13 protein-coding genes are annotated in these 18213 nt (G+C 69.1%); 10 read left to right on the top strand and 3 right to left on the bottom strand.

Going from position 1 to position 18213, the window contains the following annotated elements; all coding sequences use genetic code 11:
• Positions 1–134: 134 nt before the first annotated feature.
• Positions 135–518, bottom strand: a complete 384-nt coding sequence (locus FJV41_RS22975; protein WP_141644672.1) for a VOC family protein — start codon at positions 516–518, stop codon at positions 135–137.
• Positions 519–628: 110 nt separating this feature from the next.
• On the opposite strand from FJV41_RS22975, the gene FJV41_RS22970 reads away from it, so the two are divergent.
• The 4 genes from FJV41_RS22970 (at position 629) to FJV41_RS22955 (ending at position 6204) form a co-directional block, all read left to right on the top strand.
• Entirely contained in the window at positions 629–1228 is a 600-nt protein-coding gene (locus FJV41_RS22970) for a DUF998 domain-containing protein (protein ID WP_141644671.1), read from the top strand.
• 184 nt (positions 1229–1412) lie between these two features.
• A complete protein-coding gene (locus FJV41_RS22965; protein ID WP_141644670.1) occupies positions 1413–2756 on the top strand; it encodes a hydroxymethylglutaryl-CoA reductase, degradative in 1344 nt (447 codons plus the stop codon).
• A complete protein-coding gene (locus FJV41_RS22960) occupies positions 2753–5008 on the top strand; it encodes an MMPL family transporter (RefSeq protein WP_141644669.1) in 2256 nt (751 codons plus the stop codon). Before FJV41_RS22965 ends, FJV41_RS22960 begins: the two co-directional genes overlap by 4 nt.
• A complete protein-coding gene (locus FJV41_RS22955; protein WP_141644668.1) occupies positions 5005–6204 on the top strand; it encodes a glycosyltransferase in 1200 nt (399 codons plus the stop codon). Before FJV41_RS22960 ends, FJV41_RS22955 begins: the two co-directional genes overlap by 4 nt.
• Here FJV41_RS22955 and FJV41_RS22950 read toward each other — a convergent pair.
• Entirely contained in the window at positions 6147–7553 is a 1407-nt protein-coding gene (locus FJV41_RS22950; RefSeq protein WP_181790856.1) for an FAD-dependent oxidoreductase, read from the bottom strand. The two genes, FJV41_RS22955 and FJV41_RS22950, sit on opposite strands and share 58 nt — an antisense overlap.
• Positions 7554–7615: 62 nt before the next feature.
• On the opposite strand from FJV41_RS22950, the gene FJV41_RS22945 reads away from it, so the two are divergent.
• From FJV41_RS22945 to FJV41_RS22930, 4 genes are all read left to right on the top strand, one after another.
• Positions 7616–8662 (top strand): squalene/phytoene synthase family protein, encoded by a 1047-nt coding sequence (locus FJV41_RS22945; RefSeq protein ID WP_141644666.1) that lies wholly within the window; start codon positions 7616–7618, stop codon positions 8660–8662.
• Positions 8659–10629 (top strand): 2,3-oxidosqualene cyclase, encoded by a 1971-nt coding sequence (locus tag FJV41_RS22940; protein ID WP_181790854.1) that lies wholly within the window; start codon positions 8659–8661, stop codon positions 10627–10629. The genes FJV41_RS22945 and FJV41_RS22940 overlap by 4 nt, the downstream gene beginning before the upstream one ends.
• 144 nt (positions 10630–10773) lie before the next feature.
• Positions 10774–11682, top strand: a complete 909-nt coding sequence (locus FJV41_RS22935; protein ID WP_141644665.1) for a DUF6310 domain-containing protein — start codon at positions 10774–10776, stop codon at positions 11680–11682.
• A 1-nt stretch (position 11683) separates the two neighbouring features.
• Positions 11684–12442 (top strand): DUF5953 family protein, encoded by a 759-nt coding sequence (locus FJV41_RS22930; RefSeq protein ID WP_141644664.1) that lies wholly within the window; start codon positions 11684–11686, stop codon positions 12440–12442.
• A gap of 30 nt (positions 12443–12472) precedes the next feature.
• Here the strand turns inward: FJV41_RS22930 and FJV41_RS22925 are convergent, their stop codons facing one another.
• A complete protein-coding gene (locus FJV41_RS22925) occupies positions 12473–14542 on the bottom strand; it encodes a lipoxygenase family protein (RefSeq protein ID WP_246137362.1) in 2070 nt (689 codons plus the stop codon).
• Positions 14543–14756: 214 nt separating this feature from the next.
• Between FJV41_RS22925 and FJV41_RS22920 the strand changes: the two genes are divergently transcribed.
• Both FJV41_RS22920 and FJV41_RS22915 read left to right on the top strand, forming a co-directional pair.
• Positions 14757–16784, top strand: a complete 2028-nt coding sequence (locus FJV41_RS22920; protein WP_141644662.1) for a lipoxygenase family protein — start codon at positions 14757–14759, stop codon at positions 16782–16784.
• Positions 16785–16804: 20 nt separating this feature from the next.
• Positions 16805–18213: cytochrome P450 (locus FJV41_RS22915; protein WP_141644661.1), on the top strand; the 1409-nt coding region annotated here is incomplete at its 3' end.

The following is an 18213-nucleotide window of genomic DNA, read 5'->3' as shown; positions in this document are numbered from 1 at the left end:
ACGCGAGTCGCGCCCGGCCGTGCCGCTGCGGCACTCTGAGCCCGAGGTCCACCGCGACGCCAAGCGAGTCGCACCCAGCCCTGCCGCTCCGTGCCGCTGCGGCACTCTGAGCCCGAGGCCCACCGCGACGGGACTCAGCCCCAGACGGTGGGTGGCGGCCCCTGGTCCGGGTTGTTCATCTTCACGATGCAGAAGCGATGGCCCGTGGGCGCCTCCATCACCCACCAGCGCTTCACCCAGCCGATGCGCCGGGCGCCCAGCACCTCAAGGCGCGCGGCCTCCGCGTCCTGGTCGTCCGCCTCGATGTCCAGGTGGATGCGCGAAGGGTGGGAGACCTTCTGCAGCGCGGCGTGCAGCCCCATTGGAGTGTCCTGGAGGCCCACGTATTCGGCTCCACCCTCGACTTCGTGCTCGCCCACCCGGAGGCCCAGCGCCTGGCCCCAGAAGGTGGCGGCGGACCGCATGTCCCCGGTCTCACAATCGATGATGAAGCCCGAGAGTCGGCTGCGATGCGACATGACGCCCTCCTCATGGCGTAAGCCCCTGCAATCTGACGACGCCCCGGGCGCGGGGCTAGCCCCCATCGAATCCCCTTTCTCCGGGCCCCCTGCCCCCTTGGAATAAGCGCATGAACCCTGGGGTCTTCCTCGCAGCCCTGCTCGCCACGACGCTTACCGCCCTGCCGCCGTGGTGGTTCGCGCGTCGGCGTCCCGGCTACAGCCACCTGCGCCACACCATCAGCGAGTTGGGCGCGTCGGGGGCTCCCGAGGCGAAGCGAGTGGCTTGGCTCGGCTTCGCGCCCGCGGGGCTCGCCGTCATGGGTTTCTCCGCCGTGCTCAACGCGCGGCTCGCGCCGGAGGGAGACGTCATCTCCGGGCTCGCGCTGCTGTCGCTGCTGGGCGTCAGCTACGTGGGCGCGGCGGTGTTCCCATGCGACGAGGGCGCGCCGTTCTGGGGCACCTGGAAGAACCAGATGCACAACCTGGTCGCCGGGCTGGGCTACTTCGGCGCGGGCGGCGGGCTCATCGAACTGCAGCGCGTGTTCGAGGACCTGCCCGCGCTGGCGTCGCTCTCCACGCTGACGGGCGCGGTGGGCAAGCTCGTCCTGCTCGGCATGGTCGCGCTGTCCTTCGAGTCACCCGTGCGAGGACTCATCCAGCGAACGGTGGAGTCGCTCGTGTTCGGATGGATGCTGCTCGTGGGCGCGTGGCTGATGCTCGCCCACTGAGCACGACGCTCGCACCCGAGGGAGGGGCAGGCACGCGACGCAAAGGCCCAGGTGTCCACAGACGCGGGCCACGCCGTCCGCTCCTGGACCTCGCGACGTCCGAAAGCCCCAGGGCCCCTGCCCAACGCCGTCGGTCATCACCAGTTCCCATGGTGATTGACGGGCAGAGCAATGGGGGGCGTCTATGTCGGAAGTGGTGGACGAGGGATTGCCGCAAGTCCAACCGGGCACACTGTCCTCTCGCCTGCCAGGTTTCCACCGCCGCACCGTGGATGAGCGCTGGCGGGAACTGGCATTGCGCGGAGATGTCTCACCGGAGGAACTGCAGGTGCTCAGGGCACTGGGCGCGCCGACCTTCGACGTCGTCAACCAGATGATCGAAAACGCGGTGGGCGTGTTCGCCCTGCCGCTGGGCCTGGGGCTGAACCTCACCGTCAACGGGCGCGACCACCTGGTGCCCATGGCCGTGGAGGAGCCGTCCGTCGTCGCCGCGGTGTCCTTCGCCGCGAAGGTGGTGCGTGAGGCCGGTGGGTTCACCGCCGACGCGGACGCCTCGATGATGATTGGCCAGGTGCAGCTCACCCGCTATGGCACGCCCGAGGTCGCTCGCTCGCGGCTGCTGGCGGGGCGGGAGCACCTGCTCGCCCTCGCCAACAGCTTCCACCCCGCGCTCGAGCGGCGAGGCGGCGGCGCGCGCGACGTGCAGGTGCGCATCCTCCCCGCGCCCGAAGGGCCCCAGGGCGAGCCGCTCTTCATCGTCCACCTGCTGGTCGACACGAAGGAGGCCATGGGCGCCAACCTCATCAACACCATGGCGGAGGGTGTCGCGCCGCTCATCGAGCAGCTCACCGGCGGCCGCGTCTTCGTGCGCATCCTGTCCAACCTCGCCGACCAGCGACTGGCGCGGGCCTCCTGTCGCATCCCGCTGGCGGCGCTGGCGGACTTCGGCCTGCCGGGTGAGGACATCGCCGAGGGCATCCTCCAGGCGAGCCGCTTCGCGGAGGCGGACCCCTACCGCGCGGCGACCCACAACAAGGGCGTGATGAACGGGATTGATGCGGTGGCCATCGCCACGGGCCAGGACTGGCGGGCCATCGAAGCGGGCGCGCATGCCTATGCGTGCCGAGGGGGCCGCTACGGGCCGCTGTCCCGCTGGACGCTGGAGCAGGGCCACCTGGTGGGCCGCATCGAGCTGCCGCTCGCGCTGGGCATGGTGGGCGGCCCCATCAAGGTGCACCCCGGCGCGCAGCTCGGGCTCAAGCTCCTGCGCGTCACCAATGTGCGAGAGCTGGCCATGGTGTTCGCGGCGGTGGGGCTGGCGCAGAACTTCGCGGCGGTGCGCGCGCTGGGCTCGGTGGGAATCCAGAAGGGGCACATGGCGCTGCATGCCCGGTGCGTCGCGGTGACGGCGGGCGCGCGCGGCGTGGACGTGGAGAAGGTGGCGCTGCTGCTGGTGGAGCGCGGCAGCGTCAAGGTGGATACGGCGCGCGAAATCCTCGCATCGTTCCAGGAAGTCCCCGCGCCATGAGCGACGCGACAGCGTCACCCACCCTGTTCGCCCGGCTCGCCAGAGGTGTGCACCGGCACCGGAGCGGAGTGTTGGGGGGCGCCGTCGTGTTCCTGGTCCTGGCCATCTGGGTGCTGCTCCAGGGAGGGCACCTCACCACCGGCACCATCGACGGCATCGAAGCCGCGAAGGCGGAGGCGCTGGCCCGGCCCGCCGCCGCGGGGTCGACGGACCAGACGCTGGCGGTCATCTTCCACCACGACGCCTGGACGGTGGACGAGCCACGCTTCACGAAAGCCGTGGCGGACGTCCTCGCGCGAGCACAGCGCCTGCCCGAGGTCGAATCGGTGGTGTCACCGGTGGGCGCCCCGCCAGCGCTGCGCGCACGCTTCGTGTCTCGCACCGGCCACGACCTGCTGGCCCTGGTGCGGCTCAAGGGCGGTGAGCGCGAGGCCACCGCCGCGTTCCCCGCCGTGCGCGCCGCCGTGGAGGACCCGCGCCTCGACACGACGCTGACCGGCAAGGTGGCCTTCCTCGCCGCGCTCAACCAGTTGTTGGAGCATGACCTGCTGCGCGCGGAGCTCATCTCCTTCCCGCTGGCGCTGCTGGTGTTGCTGTGGGTGTTCCGGACGGTGGTGGCCGCCATGCTGCCGCTGGTGGTGGGCGGGCTCGCTGTCCTCTGTGGCGTGGCGGGCGTGCTGTTGCTCTCGCGCGTCACCAACATGGCGCAGTACACGCTCAACGTCGTCTCGCTCATCGGCTTGGGCGTGGCCATCGACTATTCGCTCTTCATCGTGAGCCGCTTCCGAGGCGAGCTCGCGCAAGGACTGACGACGGAGCAGGCGCTGACGCGCACCCTGGACACTGCGGGGCGCGCGGTGGCGTTCTCCGGACTGGCCGTCACGGTGGGACTGGCGGGACTGCTCTTCTTTCGTGGCTCGTACCTGAGCGCCATGGGACTGGGCGGCGCGCTCGTCGTGGCCTTCGCGGTGCTCTTCGCGCTCACGGTCCTGCCCGCGCTGCTCTCCTGGCTGGGGCCGAGGGTGGACAAGGGACGGCTGCCCTTCGGCCGTTCCACGGGACGCGGTGGCATGTGGCACGCGCTGGCCACGTGGGTGATGAAACATCCCTGGCTCGTGCTGCTGCCCACGCTCGCGCTCCTGTTGGCCATGGGGCTGCCGTTCCGGCGCCTGGAGTTGGCGGCCACGGACATCACCGCGCTGCCTCCCGACACGGAAGCCCGCCAGGGCGCGGAGACGCTGGCCCGGCTGTTCCCACGCGAGGCCGCGACACGGGTGCTGGTGGCGGTGGAGTTTCCATCGGGCGACCCGTTCACACCGCAGCGGGCCTCCGCCCTCTACGACGCGAGCCGACGGTTCGCGTCGCTGCCTGGAGTCGTGGGCGTGGAGAGCGCGGTGGACCTGTCGCCCGGCATGGACAAGGCCGCCTATCAACAACTGGCCGCCGCGCCCGCGGAGATGTTGCCCCCGGAGTTGCGCGTCGCGCGGGATGCGTACCTCACGGGCAACGTGGCGGTGCTGCAGGTGCTGACGTCCGCGCCCCCCAGCAGTCGTGAGGCGCGGGAGCTGGTCAAGGCGCTGCGCGCGGACCGCTCGGTGGGAGAGGGACGACTGCTCGTGGGCGGGCAGACCGCCACCGACGTGGATGCGACGGCCTTCGTGCGGCATCACACGCCCGCGGCCGTGGGCTTCGTGATGGGGATGACGTGCATCGTCCTCTTCGTGCTCCTGCGCTCGGTGGTGCTGCCCCTGAAGGCCCTGTTGATGAACCTGCTCTCGCTGGCGGGCTCGTTCGGGGCCCTGGTCTGGATCTTCCAGGAGGGGCACCTGCACCAGCTCTTGCGCTTCGAGCCCGGGCCCATCGAGCCGTCCCTGCCCATCCTGTTGTTCTGCGCCTTGTTCGGTCTGTCCATGGACTACGAGGTGCTTTTGCTCAGCCGCATCCGCGAGGAATGGCTGCGCACGGGTGACAACACCCACGCGGTCGCGGAGGGGCTGGAGCAGACCGGCGGGCTCATCACCAGCGCGGCGGCCATCATGGTGGCTGTCTTCGCGGCCTTCGCGTTGGCTTCGGTGGTGGTGGTGAAGGCGATGGGGCTGGGCATGGCCATCGCGGTGGCGCTGGATGCCACGCTGGTCCGGGTGCTCATCGTCCCCGCGATGATGCGACTGATGGGGGACCTGAACTGGTGGGGGCCTGGCCACCATGGGCATCCGCATGCGCGGAGCGAGGGGACGGAGGTGAGGCCATGAACACGCGAGACATGGCGTGGGTCGCGGCGGGAGCGGCGGCGCTGGGTGTGCTGGTCCACGGGCATCGGGGATTGATGGCCGGCCTGCGACGGCGTCCAGCCCCGTCCCCGAGGAAGTTCGAGCCGCCCTCGGTGACAATCATTCGTCCCATCCGGGGACTGGATGTGGAGGCGCGACAGAACGTCCGCGCGCTGCTGGATTTGGACTACCCCGGTGAGTGGGAGGTGCTCTTCGTCTTCGACAGCGAGGAGGACCCGGCGTTCGCCGTCACCCGGGAGGAGCTCGCCACCTACCCGACGGGCGCGAAGCGGGTGGAGCTGCTCGTGGCGGGCGAGCCGCCCCCCGGACTGACGGGAAAACTCAACGCCATGCAGATGGGCGTGGCGCGTGCGCGGGGCACGCTGCTGGCCTTCAGTGATTCGGATACGCGGCCCGCGCCCGGCGTGCTCACGGCGCTGGTGGGCGCGCTGCTGGAGGATGCACTGACGGGCGCGACGTTCGCCCCCATCTACGCGGCGGCGGAGGAGCCCCTCGCGGGGGACGTGGGTTACGGGCTCCTGGTGAATGCCTGGTACGGCTCGTCGGTCGCGCGCGCGGCGGGGCCTGACGGCGCGCTGCCCTTCATCATGGGGCAGTTGATGGTGTTCCGCCGCGAAGCGCTCGAGGCCATCGGCGGCGTGGGGTGTGCCGCCGGTCAGTTCGTGGATGACATGTACCTGGGGCGCAAGCTGCACGAGGTCGGGTGGAAGAACCGCGTCATCCATGCGCCCCTGCGCATCGTCACGGGACAACTGGAGCTGCGCGAGTTCCTGCGCATCTTCCGGCGCTGGGTCCTCTTCTCGGAGGCGGGCCTGCCCTGGAACTTCGCGCGCCCCAACTGGATACGCGGGGTGATGGGCTGGCTTGCGTGGGGAGGGCTGGCGGCGGCCGTCACGCGACGGGCCTGGGGACATGCGGCCCTGGCGTCAGTGCCGATTGGCTTCTCCGTGTGGAGCCAGCTGCGACTCCAGCGGGCCTTCAACGGGCCGCGAATCGCCCCTCGGCACTACTGGGTGCCCGCGGTGCTGCCGTTGCTGGGCGCGGGCGTGGCGCTGTCCGCGCGGCTGTCGCGCGAGGTGGACTGGCGAGGCCGGAGCTATCAGTTGGATGCGAAGGCGCGCCTGGGTGACACCCAGCCCGAGCGGGCCAGCGTGTAGACGGGGCGGCGGACGCGGCGATGCCACCAGCTCCCCACCTGCTCCACCGTGCTCGCCACGGCATCCCTCAGGGGCGGTCCGACCGAGCGCAGCAACGGCACGGTGGCTCGGAGGCGACCTTCCTGACGGCGCGACGAGCGCATCGCCACCAGGCCATGGCCGACGACGCACAGGTACTCGCGCGCCATCACCCGCATGCGCGACTCCTCGGAGGCGAGCAGGGCCATGGAGGCGCTGGCGCCCCTCGGGCTGTGCTCCCAGTAGTGCAGCAATCCCAGGCGCAACGCGCGCATGCCTTCGTCCTGACCGGCGCAAGCGTCGTAGAGCGCGGAGGCCAGCGCGACACGGGTGCGCTGGGCCGGCCGCCGCTCCCGTGCGTAGCGTTCGAGCGCGCGAGGGAGGTCCTCCGGGTGGCGGCGCATCGCCTCCTGGAGCGCGCGCGCATCGTGGAAGCACGAGGCCATGCCGCTACCGGTGAGGGGATGGCAACACGAAGCGGCGTCGCCCACCAGCACGGCGCTCCCCCTCCGCACGGTCTCCGCGAGCCGGTCGTCGTTGGACGCCATGCGCGGAGCCAGTGGCCCCTTCAGCGACTGGAGAATCTCCGAGCGCAGCGCGGGGGGCAGCGTGCGCAGCAGCTCCGGCTGGGCCTTCAACGTCGCCGCGGTGCTGCCCAACGGCAGGTCCACCATCACCCGCGCCACACCGGGCTGGATGGCGTAGGCCAGCGCGTAGACGGAGCCGCCGACGAACTGATGTCCATGGTCGGGGTGGGGCAGACAGGCGCTGTCCACCGTGACGCCCAGCATGGTGGAGATGCGCGTGAAGCGCTCGGCGATGCCCACCATCCTCCGGACGGGCGACGCGCGTCCGTCCGCGGCCACCAGCAGTCGGGCGCGCACCGTGTGCTCGACACCGTCGTGGGAGAAGCGAAGGCGCACACCGTGCGCGTCATTCTGCTCCACGGCCGTCACGCGAGAGTGGGCCTGAAGGGTGACGCCAGGACGCCGGGCCACCGCCTCCAACAGGGGAACGGTGAGCGTGGCGTGCTCCAGCGACACCCCGGTGGCGCCGTGTCCATAGGGAAGGACGACGGTGCGCTCGGGCGCGGAGAAGAGAACCGCGAAGCCTCGCACGGGTTGCGAGGTCCACGCGTCCACGACGTCACCGAAGCCGAGGCTGCGCAAGTCACGCACCCCGGTGGGGTGGAGCAGCTCGCCGGAGAGTTGCTTGTGGCGGTCCACGCCCGCGTCGACCAGCAGGACGGACAGCCCCAGCTCGGCGAGCGCCGCCGCCACCGCGCACCCCGCGGGGCCGCCCCCCGCAATCACCACGTCGACGTCCCGCACGCAGGCCACCCCCATGACGCAACAACTAGTCATGGACACGACATGACGCAGTGGAGGAAGCCATGGTTGCTCTGGAAGAGTCGTTCTGCCGAACGGTGCTACCCCGGGTCTCCCGGACGTTCGCGCTGAACATCCCCTTGCTGCCCGAGCCCCTGGACCTCGCCGTCACGGTGGCCTACCTGCTGTGCCGCATCGCGGACACGCTGGAGGATGAAGCCCGCCTGCCGTTCCAGGAGGCGCTGTTCGAGGAGCTGGCGAGCCTCGTGGAGCTGAAGCCGGGTTGGGAAGGCCGCGCTCAGGCCTTTGCTCGTCGGGCAGGTGCCGCACTGCGAGCGTCCGCCCCCGAGGCGGAAGTCGAATTGGTCGCGGGGACGTCCACGGTGCTGAAGACCCTGGCCTCGCTCCCCTCCTGGGTCCATCCCCACGTCGCGCGGTGTGTGCGCATCATGACCGACGGGATGAACCAGATTCAGCGGAGGTACGGAGGCGACGGGCCTGTCGTGGGGTTGCCCGACCTCCAGGCGAGCTTCGCTTATTGCTACTGCGTGGCGGGAGTCGTGGGCGAGATGCTGACCGGGCTCTTCATCGCTTACTCGCCGCTCGTCACGCCGCCACGTCAGGCCCTGCTCGAACCGAGGGCCACCGCGTTCGGCAGGGCCCTGCAGCTCACCAACATCTTGAAGGACGTGCGCGAGGACCTGGACCGAGGAACATGCTGGCTGCCGCTGGACCGGATGGGCGCCTACGGCCTCGAGCCCGCCACGCTCGCGCTGCCGAGCCACCGCGCGCGAGCGATGGCGCTGCACTCGGAGCTGGTGGAGGTGGCGCGCCGCGAGCTGGATGAAGCGCTCGAGTACTCCCTGGCGATTCCGCCCGAGGAGCCCGGCCTCCGGCTGTTCTGTCTCTATCCCCTCTTCTTCGCGGTGCTGACGCTCAACGTGGTGGAGGGAAATCCCGCGGTGTTCGACCCCACGCCGGTGAAGCTCGGTCGGGATGCGGTGCGCACGCTGATGCTGCTCACGCAGGAGCGAGTGGCGTCGGATTCCGCGCTGCGAGCGCTCTACGTGGACTGCTCGCAAGCCGCTCAGGGGGTGGAGGCGGTGAGATGATTCAGCGGGCCCGCGACGTGCTTGCCCGGACCCAGGAGGCGGATGGCTCCTGGAAGGGAGACTACAGCGGGCCTCTCTTCTTGAGCCCGGTGTATGTGGCCGGGCTGTATGTGATGGGACGTGCTCCGGACACGCGCACCCGCGAGGGTTTGCTCGCCTACCTTCGCCATCACCAGAACGCGGACGGAGGCTGGGGACTGGACGTGGAGTCACCGAGCCTCGTCTTCACGACGGTGCTCAACTACGTGACGCTGCGGCTGTTGGGCATCGACGCCGATGACCCGGGCCTCTTGCGCGCGCGGGACTGGTTCCTCCCTCGCGGTGGGCCGCTGGGCAGCGGCTCCTGGGGCAAGTTCATCCTCGCGCTGTTGGGCCTCTACGAATACGACGGGCTTGCCCCCACGCCGCCGGAACTGTGGTTGTTGCCGCGCGCGCTGCCGTTCCATCCATCGCGGCTGTGGTGCCACTGCCGCATGGTGTACCTGCCCATGGGCTGGCTCTATGGCCGCCGGGCGCGCGCCACGGAGACACCCCTGCTGGCCGCGCTGCGTCGCGAGCTGTATCCCCTGCCCTATGAGGACGTGGACTGGAAGGCGGCGCGAAACAGGGTGGCCGCCACCGATGCCTACACTCCGCGCAGTGCGTGGCTGCGCGCCGTGAACCGCGTGCTCGGGATTCATGAGCGGTTTCATTCCAGGCGGCTCCGCGCCCGCGCGATGGAGGAGTCGCTGGAGCTGATTCGCGGGGAGGACGAGGCCACGCACTCCATCTGCATCGGGCCCATCAACAAGGTGCTCAACGCCGTGGTCTGGCACATCGCCCGCCCCGATGGCCCCGAGGTGCGCGCCCACCTGGAGCAACTGCCGGACTACCTCCAGCGCACGACTGAAGGCGTGACGTTCAATGGCTACAACTCCTCGCAGCTCTGGGACACCGCGTTCGCGGTCCAGGCGCTGGTGGCGTCGGGCGACGCGCAAGCACGGGACACCCTCTCGCGAGCCGCGCGCTTCCTCGAGTCCGAGCAGGTGCTGGAAGACTCGCCTCGCGCCGCGCGCAACTACCGACACCCGAGCCGGGGGGGCTGGCCCTTCAGCACCCGCGCCCACGGCTGGCCCATCAGTGACTGCACCGCGGAGGCGCTGAAGGCGTGTCTGCTGCTGGAGCCGCTGGGGCTCAACCGCGTCCCTCGCGAGCGACTGGCGCAGGCCGTGGAGTTCATCCTCTCGCTCCAGAATCGTGACGGAGGCTGGGCCACCTATGAACGCATGCGAGGCCCTCGCTGGCTGGAGCGGCTCAATCCCTCGGACGTGTTCGCCGGCATCATGGTGGACGCAAGCTACGTGGAGTGCACCTCCGCCTGTGTCCAGGCCCTTATCGCGTGGCGCGGGGCACACCCCTCGGCGCCTGTGGGTCGAGCCATCACACGAGGCGTGGACTTCCTTCGTCGCACGCAGCGGCCGGACGGAAGTTGGGAGGGCGCTTGGGGAGTGTGCTTCAGCTATGGCACGTGGTTCGCGGTGACGGGCCTCGTGGCCGGTGGCGTCCGGGCTGGAGACCCCGCGCTGCGCCGGGCGGTCCGCTTCCTCGAAGACCATCAGCGCGAGGACGGCTCCTGGAGTGAGACCGTCCAGAGCTGTCGCGAGCGTCGCTGGGTGGACGGGCCGACGGGACACGCGGTGACGACCTCGTGGGCACTGCTGTCACTCATGGCCGCCGGAGAGGGCGAATCGGAGGCCACTCGCCGGGGAGTGTCGTGGCTGCGCGCGCGACAGGACGGTGACGGCCGATGGCCACCAGAGCCACGGGCGGGCGTCTTCAATCGCACCTGCGCCATCCACTACGACGCCTATCTGCGCGTCTTCCCGCTGTGGGCGCTGGCCGTGGCGGGACGCGAGGAGCACCGTGTTCTCGCGCCCTTCCAGGGCGCCGCGCGCCTCTACCCGCAGACCAGCAGCCTGACTCCGTAGGCCCCCCACTCCGCCGATGGCGCTCTCGAGTACCTCATCGCCCATCCCAGGGCGACAGAGGCCTCTCGTCCTTATCAAGTGCTGGCATACTCCAAGGGACCTTGTTGACCTGCGGTACCCGGGCCAGCCTGAAAGGACGTAGCCATGCGTCTCATCGCCGGCACCGCACTTCTGCTCTTCTTGTCGGCGTGCGCCGCATCGGCGCCAGGTTCCAGAGAGCGCGAGCCCTCGAACCCGCGGATCGCCAACCTGCGGCGAGCAGCACAACTGCCGTGGCGTGACGAGGGCCGGTGCGTCGTCGGTGAGGCCTCCCAGCCTTGGCCCGTGCTGGCGGAGCGGTGCTATCCAGCCCTCGACCATGACCGGATCCGTTTCAACGACCGGGCTGGAAGATGCACCGTTGCCTCGGCTGGCACGGTTACCTTGGGAGTCGGCCTCTGTATCTTGGCGGCTCCCGAGATTGTCGTGGGCACGGTAGTCGTCGTTGGTGTCGTGGTGGTGGGCTTCGCCATCAAGGAAGCGCTGGATGCCTATGAACCGCGGGGGAGCAACTCCGAAGAGCCAGAGTCTGTTCTCCAAACGAAGCCCACGCTACAGGACCCCTCCGCGAATCGAACGCCCAAGCCTGAGACATCTGGACAGGATTGGTTTCCCCCTGTGCCGACCGATCCACGGGAGCGACAGCGCCGCCCTGAGTGCAGGCCGATTCCAGGGCTACCTCGTGGAGGCAACGAGCCACATGATGTTTGCGCCAACAAGATTCCAGGCAACAGCTTCCCTGGCTTGAACGTACTCATCAACGGCAAGCACTTCGATGCACTCGTCCTCACCACCCGCACGCTGTGGGAGGTCAAGACGGATGATTTCGAACGCCACTCACCTCACTCCCGGAGGTTCTTCGTCAAGATGAAACTGGCCGAGATGCAGCGAGAGGCGCGACTTGCAAAGGAGTGCGGCTTTCACTTCCTCGTTGGAGTTCGCAGCGAGGCTCACAAGGCCGAACTGCGGCTGGCGGATCCTTCTCTCACTGTCGTCGTCATGGATTGGTGTTGAAATGGCATCCAGGCAGAATGACCTGGCCCTCATCGTCTACGCACCGTCCCTCCTGGGCGACGAAGGCCGTGCGCTGGCCATCATCCATGGAATGGAGCGTGCGCTTCCCGGTCTTCACTTGGAATGGACAACCTCTGAAAAGGAGGACCTCATCGCATTGCCCAACCGCGACGAGTGGATCATGGCCAACAGAACGGATGGCGGCTTTCTGTTCCTGCGCAACGACAACGACAAGCACCCGGTCACGATCGCCGGGTGGGAAAACCCGAACGGGCTTGCGGCGGAAGGCCCGCCACACTTCGAAGTCCATGTAGACCTTACACTCGACACTGCTGGTCCCGTTGCCGCCACCGACGTCCTGGAGGCTGTTGCAGAGGGCGCACGTGCGCTGTGGGGGCACGCAACACCGTTCAACGCCGGGGTGGAGATCGCCGAGCAGACAAGCCCCACGCAGGAGGGGTCACCACGCCCTCCCCGGGGACTGCCCGCGCTCAAGCTCCCCGACATGATTCGCTCGCCTGAGATTCCGCACCGTCTCGGATGGCTGAACTACTGGTCGGCCGCTACCGCCCGAGCCATCGGGTTTCCCGACCCGGCCAGGGATGCGGACCTGCTTCTCCGCGCACGACACACGGCGACGGGCGGGTGGGTCGTGCGGCTCACGGACGCGCCGCTCGACCTCGACAACCCCGACCACCTGGCCGCGCTCCTACGGGGTTATGAGCGCTTCCCTGAAATCGGCGGTCGCTCATCTCCCTGACACATCCGTTCCGCAGTGCGCACGTGCCGATCAGATGTTGATGCGCGAGCTGACCGTGCGGACATCCAGACCCAGCGCGGCGAACTCGGCGGCGTGTGCGCGCAGCAACTCCACGAACCGGGGGTGCACGTCGGACTCCTCGTTCGCCAGGAGGAAGCCGTAGTTCGTCTTGGACAACATCCACGAAATCCACAGCATCTCCGTGGCCTCCTCCGGCGAGGGCGCGACGTCCAGGTCCGCCTCCGTCGACAGCACCCCGCCCTTTCCCCACCGCAATCCCAGACACGCGTACAACACCTCGCCCGCGTCGTCCCACTGGAGATTGTTGGCCCACGCGTGACGGAAGGTCGCGAAGTAGATGACATAGCGACACAGGCGCTTGAGCGCCTCAACCTCCCCAGGCTGGGGGACGTCTGTCCATGTCACGGCGCTGACGGCCTTCGGCGTGGGCTCCACGCTCTTCGCGTCCAGGTCCATGCGCTCGGAGCGCACGAACCACGGCGCGGCCTTGCCCGGCACCGTCGCTCGGAGATAGCGACACACGAAGGCCGGCGCGGAGTGCGCCACCAGGTCGTCCGAGAAGCGCCGAACCTCGCGCCACTCGGCCTCCACCGCCGCGCCGTGCTCCGCGAAGAACGCGTCCACGTGCTCACCCAACAGCTTCCAGAACAGCCCCGCCGCGCGCGCGTAGCGGTGTCCCTCGCAAATGGGCGGCGCGGGCTCGAAGCCCTTCCAGTCGTAGCTGCCCATCAGGTGCAAGAGGCGCGACTCCACCGCCCGCTCCACCAGCGCGCTCGCACGCGTGATGTAGCCCGTGGACCCGACGAGAAACCCGTCGGCGGAGCGATTGATGAGCACCACTTCGCGCAGGTGCGGCATGAGCAACCACCGCAGCGGGCTGCGCCGCAGGTTGCGATGCGCGGCGATGGCGTACTGCTCCACGTTGAAGTGACACTGCCCCAGGTGATTTCCCAGCTCCGTGTCCAGCGTCGCGCTCACCCGCGCCATCCGCTTCGCCGCCTCCCAGCCCCCACCATCCGCGGGCGTGTAGCTCCGCCGCGTCACCGGTGAGCCCGGAGCCGTCGCGCCCGGCTCGCGCATGCCCAGGATGATGCGCACCGGCAACAGCCGCTCCTCCACCAACCGCAGCCGCACGTCCACGTCCGGCAGGCAGTGCACGCCGTCCTGCTCGTACGCGTTCCACGGGTAGTAGAGCCGAAACGCCTTCGTGTCTCCCGGCACCTCCGGGTCCCTGTCGAGGATGCTGGAGAACATGCCGTTGAGCAGCCGCTCTCCAAAGAACGCATCCGTGCGCGTGGAGCCCGGCGACTCGCGCTCCATCCGCACCGTCAGCGCCTCCGGGTAGTCCGCCTGAATCTTCTCCAGCGCGGGGGCCTGTCCCAGCTTCCCCTGGAGCAGGTGCCCTCGCTTGATGAGCTCCACGGGCGCCACGGCCTTCAACATCGCAATCGCACGGCCCGGCGCATAGGCCGTGGGCGCCGTCCCCTCCTCCGTCACGAGCAGGCGGGCGAGCGGCGTCGTCGAATCGTATTCCCAGTACGGCAGCCGCAACGTGCCGAAGTCGAAGTGGAGTCCCCCGTGGTCATCCGGCCCCTGCTCGGAGCCGATGCGCCGCCACGTCTCCACCACCTGCCCATCCGGACGGAACGTGTGCTGCGGCTCGAAGAAGCGGACCTCCAAATCGGGCAGGTCTCCCACGCCCGCGTCCTCGGGGTCGTAGCGGACCGAAAACCCACCGTCCGGGTCCGTGAAACCCTCCCCCAGAAAGTCGTCCGGCGCGCCGAAGTCCCGGTCCCACAGCTCCACCTTGACGTGATGCAAGGGTATGGGGCCGTTCGGCCCGTCCTGCTCGAAAACCAGACGTCCCACCGCCACCGCGGGCAACGTAGAGGTGTCCCGCACGGTGCGACCCGCACGGACCCGAGGTGCGAGCTGACGACTGAACTCCAGCCGCTCCTCCAGCTTCAGCCCCGAGTACCACCGCGCCAGCTCCTCCGCGTCCAACACTTCATTCCGGTCGCTCTCGCGTCCCCTGAACCCGAGAGAGCCCACCCACCGGCGCAGCGCCGCGAACATCATCCCCGTCCCCTGCCCCGGGCCGCGAGCCCACCAGCGCCACCGTCTGTCATCAGCCCCACTTCCACGGGTGTCCCTCACTCATGACAGGGCCACTGGAACCTTCGCGAATTCCGTGCGCTGAGCGACGCCTGCCTCATTCCGTGGGGAGGGTAGCATGGCTTGCAGCCCTCGCTTTCCCCGTCCTACGGTCTGCCCCCGTTCCGTAGAGGGTTCCATGACTGTCGAGTACAAGCTCAAGATTCGCACGAGCGCGAAGCTCGGCGCGGGCACGAACGCAGACATTTTCGTCACCCTGGTGGGCACGCATGGGGAGAGCGGCCCGCACGCGCTGAACAAGCGATTCCACGATGACTTCGAGGCGGGCGCGGAGGAGGTCTACTCCGTCCAGGCCACGGACCTGGGCGAGCTGGTGCTGCTGCGCTTCACCAACACCGGAGGCGTCGCGGCGGACTGGCTGCTGGACCAGGCCCACGTCACCGCGGAGGGGAAGCAGTGGCGCTTTCCCTTCTTCCGGTGGGTGCAGGGCGGCGCCACGGTGGACGTGCTCGAAGGCACCGCGAAGCTCGCGCGACAGGCGAGCCACGCACGGGAAGCGACGGCGCGGCACGAGCTGCTCGAGCACCGTCGGCGGATGTATCCCTGGCGTTCCGCCGAGGCCACCGCGGGACTTCCTGGCGCGCTCGACTTGAGCGAGACGCGGCCGTTGCCCAAGGACGAGCTGTACCGGGGACTCACGGAGGGAAGCTACGAGGTCGTCATCGCCAAGACGCTGGCGTCCATCAAGCTGCACCTGCCCATGTTGAGCAACGCGTGGAACGGGCTGGTGGACATCTTCGACTTCTTCAAGGGGCTGGAAGTGCCCCAGCTCGTCCCCAGGTGGAAGGACGACTACGAGTTCGCGCGGCAGGCCGTCCAGGGCATCAACCCGATGCACATCACCCTCGTCCCCAACGTGCCCCAGGACATGCCGCTGACGGATGAGGACCTGCGCGGCCTCTTGTCCCCCGGCACCACGCTGGCGCGCGCGCTCGACGCCAGACGCATCTTCCTGCTCGACTTCGAAATCCTCGACGACATCCCCATGTACCGGAAGGTCAACGAGGAGGGCGTCGAGGAGCGGAGGTGGGCGCCGGCGTCCCGCTGCCTGCTGTACCTGGACGACTCCCGCCAGCTGCGCCCCATCGCCATCCAACTGGGCCGCGACGCGCGGAAGGACCCCGTCTTCACACCCAACGACGGCGAGTACGACTGGCTCGCGGCGAAAATCTACGTCCGCTGCAGCGAGGGCAACACGCACCAGATGGTGAGCCACGCGCTGCGCACCCACTTCGTGGCGGAGCCCTTCGTCATGGTGACGATGCGCAACCTGCCGGACCCGCACCCCGTCTACAAGCTGCTGCGCCGGCACTTCCGGTACACGCTCGCCATCAACGAGGGAGCACGCAAGGGCCTGCTCGCCGAGGGCGGGGTATTCGATGACTTCATCGCCACCGGCGGCCCGGAGAAGGGCCACCTCCAGCTGGGCAAGAAGGGGTACCAGCGATGGAAGCTCTCCGACAACAGGCCCCGGCAGGACTTCGAGCGCCGAGGCGTGCTGTCCCCTGACGTCCTGCCCAGCTACCCCTACCGCGACGACGCCCTCCCCTTGTGGGATGCTTTCGAGGATTACGTCGGCGGCGTGCTCAGGCACTTCTACCGGACCGACGCAGACCTCGAGGGCGACACCGAGATGCAACAGTGGTGGAAGGACCTCACCGAGCACGGACTGCCCGTGGACAAGCTGCCCTGCCAGGAGCTGCGCCGCGTGGACGACCTGGTCGACATGCTCACCACCGTCATCTTCACGGTCAGCGTCCAGCACGCCGCGGTCAACTACCTGCAATACGAGCACTACGCCTTCGTACCCAACGCGCCGCTGTGCATGCGTCAGGAGCCGCCCCGTCAGAAAGGCGTCCTGCGCGCGGAAGACATCGCCGCCATGATTCCCAGCAAGTCCCAGACACTCTGGCAGGTCGCCATCGGCCGGGCGCTCTCCAGCTTCGGGGAAGACGAGGAGTACCTGCTGCACGAGTTCGGCTGGCGCGAGGAGTACTTCCACGAGCCCGAGCTGTTGGCCATCCGCGAGCGCTTCCATCAGCGCCTGCGAGAGCAACTGGCGGCGGTGAAGGCGCGCAACGCGCGCGTCGCCGTGCCCTACACCGTCCTGCAGCCCGACAAGATTCCCTGCGGCATCACCGTCTGAGCAGCACCGGAGGCTCCCTCGTGCCGAACCTGCTCTCTCGCGGCCTGTTCAACCTGTTCTTCGGCGCCCGGCGCAAGCCGCTCGCCAGCCTCCCGGGGCCAACGCCGGGCCTGCTGGGCAACCTGGGGGACTTCCTGGGCGTGCAGCCGTGGGAGACGTGCGCTCGCTATGCGCGCGCCTATGGGCCCGTCACCGTCGCGTGGCTGGGGCCCTCCCCCGCGCTGGTGCTCAACGGCCCCGCCATCATCCGCGAGGTGCTGGAGACGCGCAGGCTGGAGTTCGAGAAGGGCAACATCGGCGAGCAGATCCGCGCCTCCGTCACCGACGACACGCCGTTCATCGCGCAGCAGGGTGAGGACTGGAAGCGCAAGCACGGAATGGACCCGCTGGCGCAGCCGTGGACCGCGGCGTGGCAGGCGGCCCAGGTGGAGCCGATGCGGGCTTCCATCGCCGAGTCGGTGGAGGCGGTGCGCCACCAGCCGTCGCTCGACCTGACGCCCATGCTGCGCCAGTTGACGTTCGATGCGTTCTGCGTGGCCACGGTGGGCGAGAAGCTCCCCACGTCCGCGTATGACGACTTCATGCTGCTGGCCGCCGCGGCGGATGCGCGCATCCAGGCGAAGCTGCCCCTGAGGTTCGTCTCGGTCCCCAAGGGCTTCGCCGCGGCGAAGGAGCGCTTCTACGGGCTGTTCGCGGACAGAATCCGCGCGGCACGACAGGCACCGGCCGCGCACCGGGTGGATTTGATGTCGTGGACGCTGCGGGAGATGCCGGAGCTGGATGACCAGGTGCATGCGAACCTGCTCGGCTCGTTCTTCTTCGGCGGCGTCTTCTCCTCCAGCACCACGCTCGTCGGAGCCTTCCACCAGCTCCAGAAGCACCCCGCCGCCGAGGAGCGACTGGCGCTCGAGTCCGCGCTGCTGGCGGAAGAACCGCTGAACCACGAGCGGCTCGGCGGGGCGCCCTGGGGCGAGGCCGTCGCCTACGAGGCCCTGCGCATCCTCCCCGCCGTCCGCGTCCTCATGCGCCGCTCACCGTCCACCGAGACGCGGCTGGCGGGCGTCATGTTGCCGCCGGAGACGACGCTGATGATCTCCAACCAGCACCTGCACCGGGACGCGACGCACTGGACGAGCCCGGAGACGTTCGACCCGGAGCGCTGGCTGAACGGCGGCGCGGCGAACGACCCGCTGGGCAGCGACTACTTCTTCCCGTTCGGCCGGGGCCCTCGTGCCTGTGTGGCCGGAGACTTCGCGATGGTGTTCCTGCGCACGGCGCTGGCGACCATCAGCGCCCGGGTGCGCGTCCACGTCGATTCGACGGAGCCCTTCGAGGAGGGGTTCTTCTTCGGCGTGGTGCTTCCGAAGGGCGTCACCGGAAAGCTTGTCCCGCGCGAGCGGCAAACCCTCTACCCTCCCCTGGGACGGTC

It is taken from the genome of Myxococcus llanfairpwllgwyngyllgogerychwyrndrobwllllantysiliogogogochensis (assembly GCF_006636215.1).
Taxonomy (GTDB): domain Bacteria; phylum Myxococcota; class Myxococcia; order Myxococcales; family Myxococcaceae; genus Myxococcus; species Myxococcus llanfairpwllgwyngyllgogerychwyrndrobwllllantysiliogogogochensis.
Note: the sequence above shows the minus strand (reverse complement) of the source record. Positions and strands in the feature narration are given on the sequence as shown.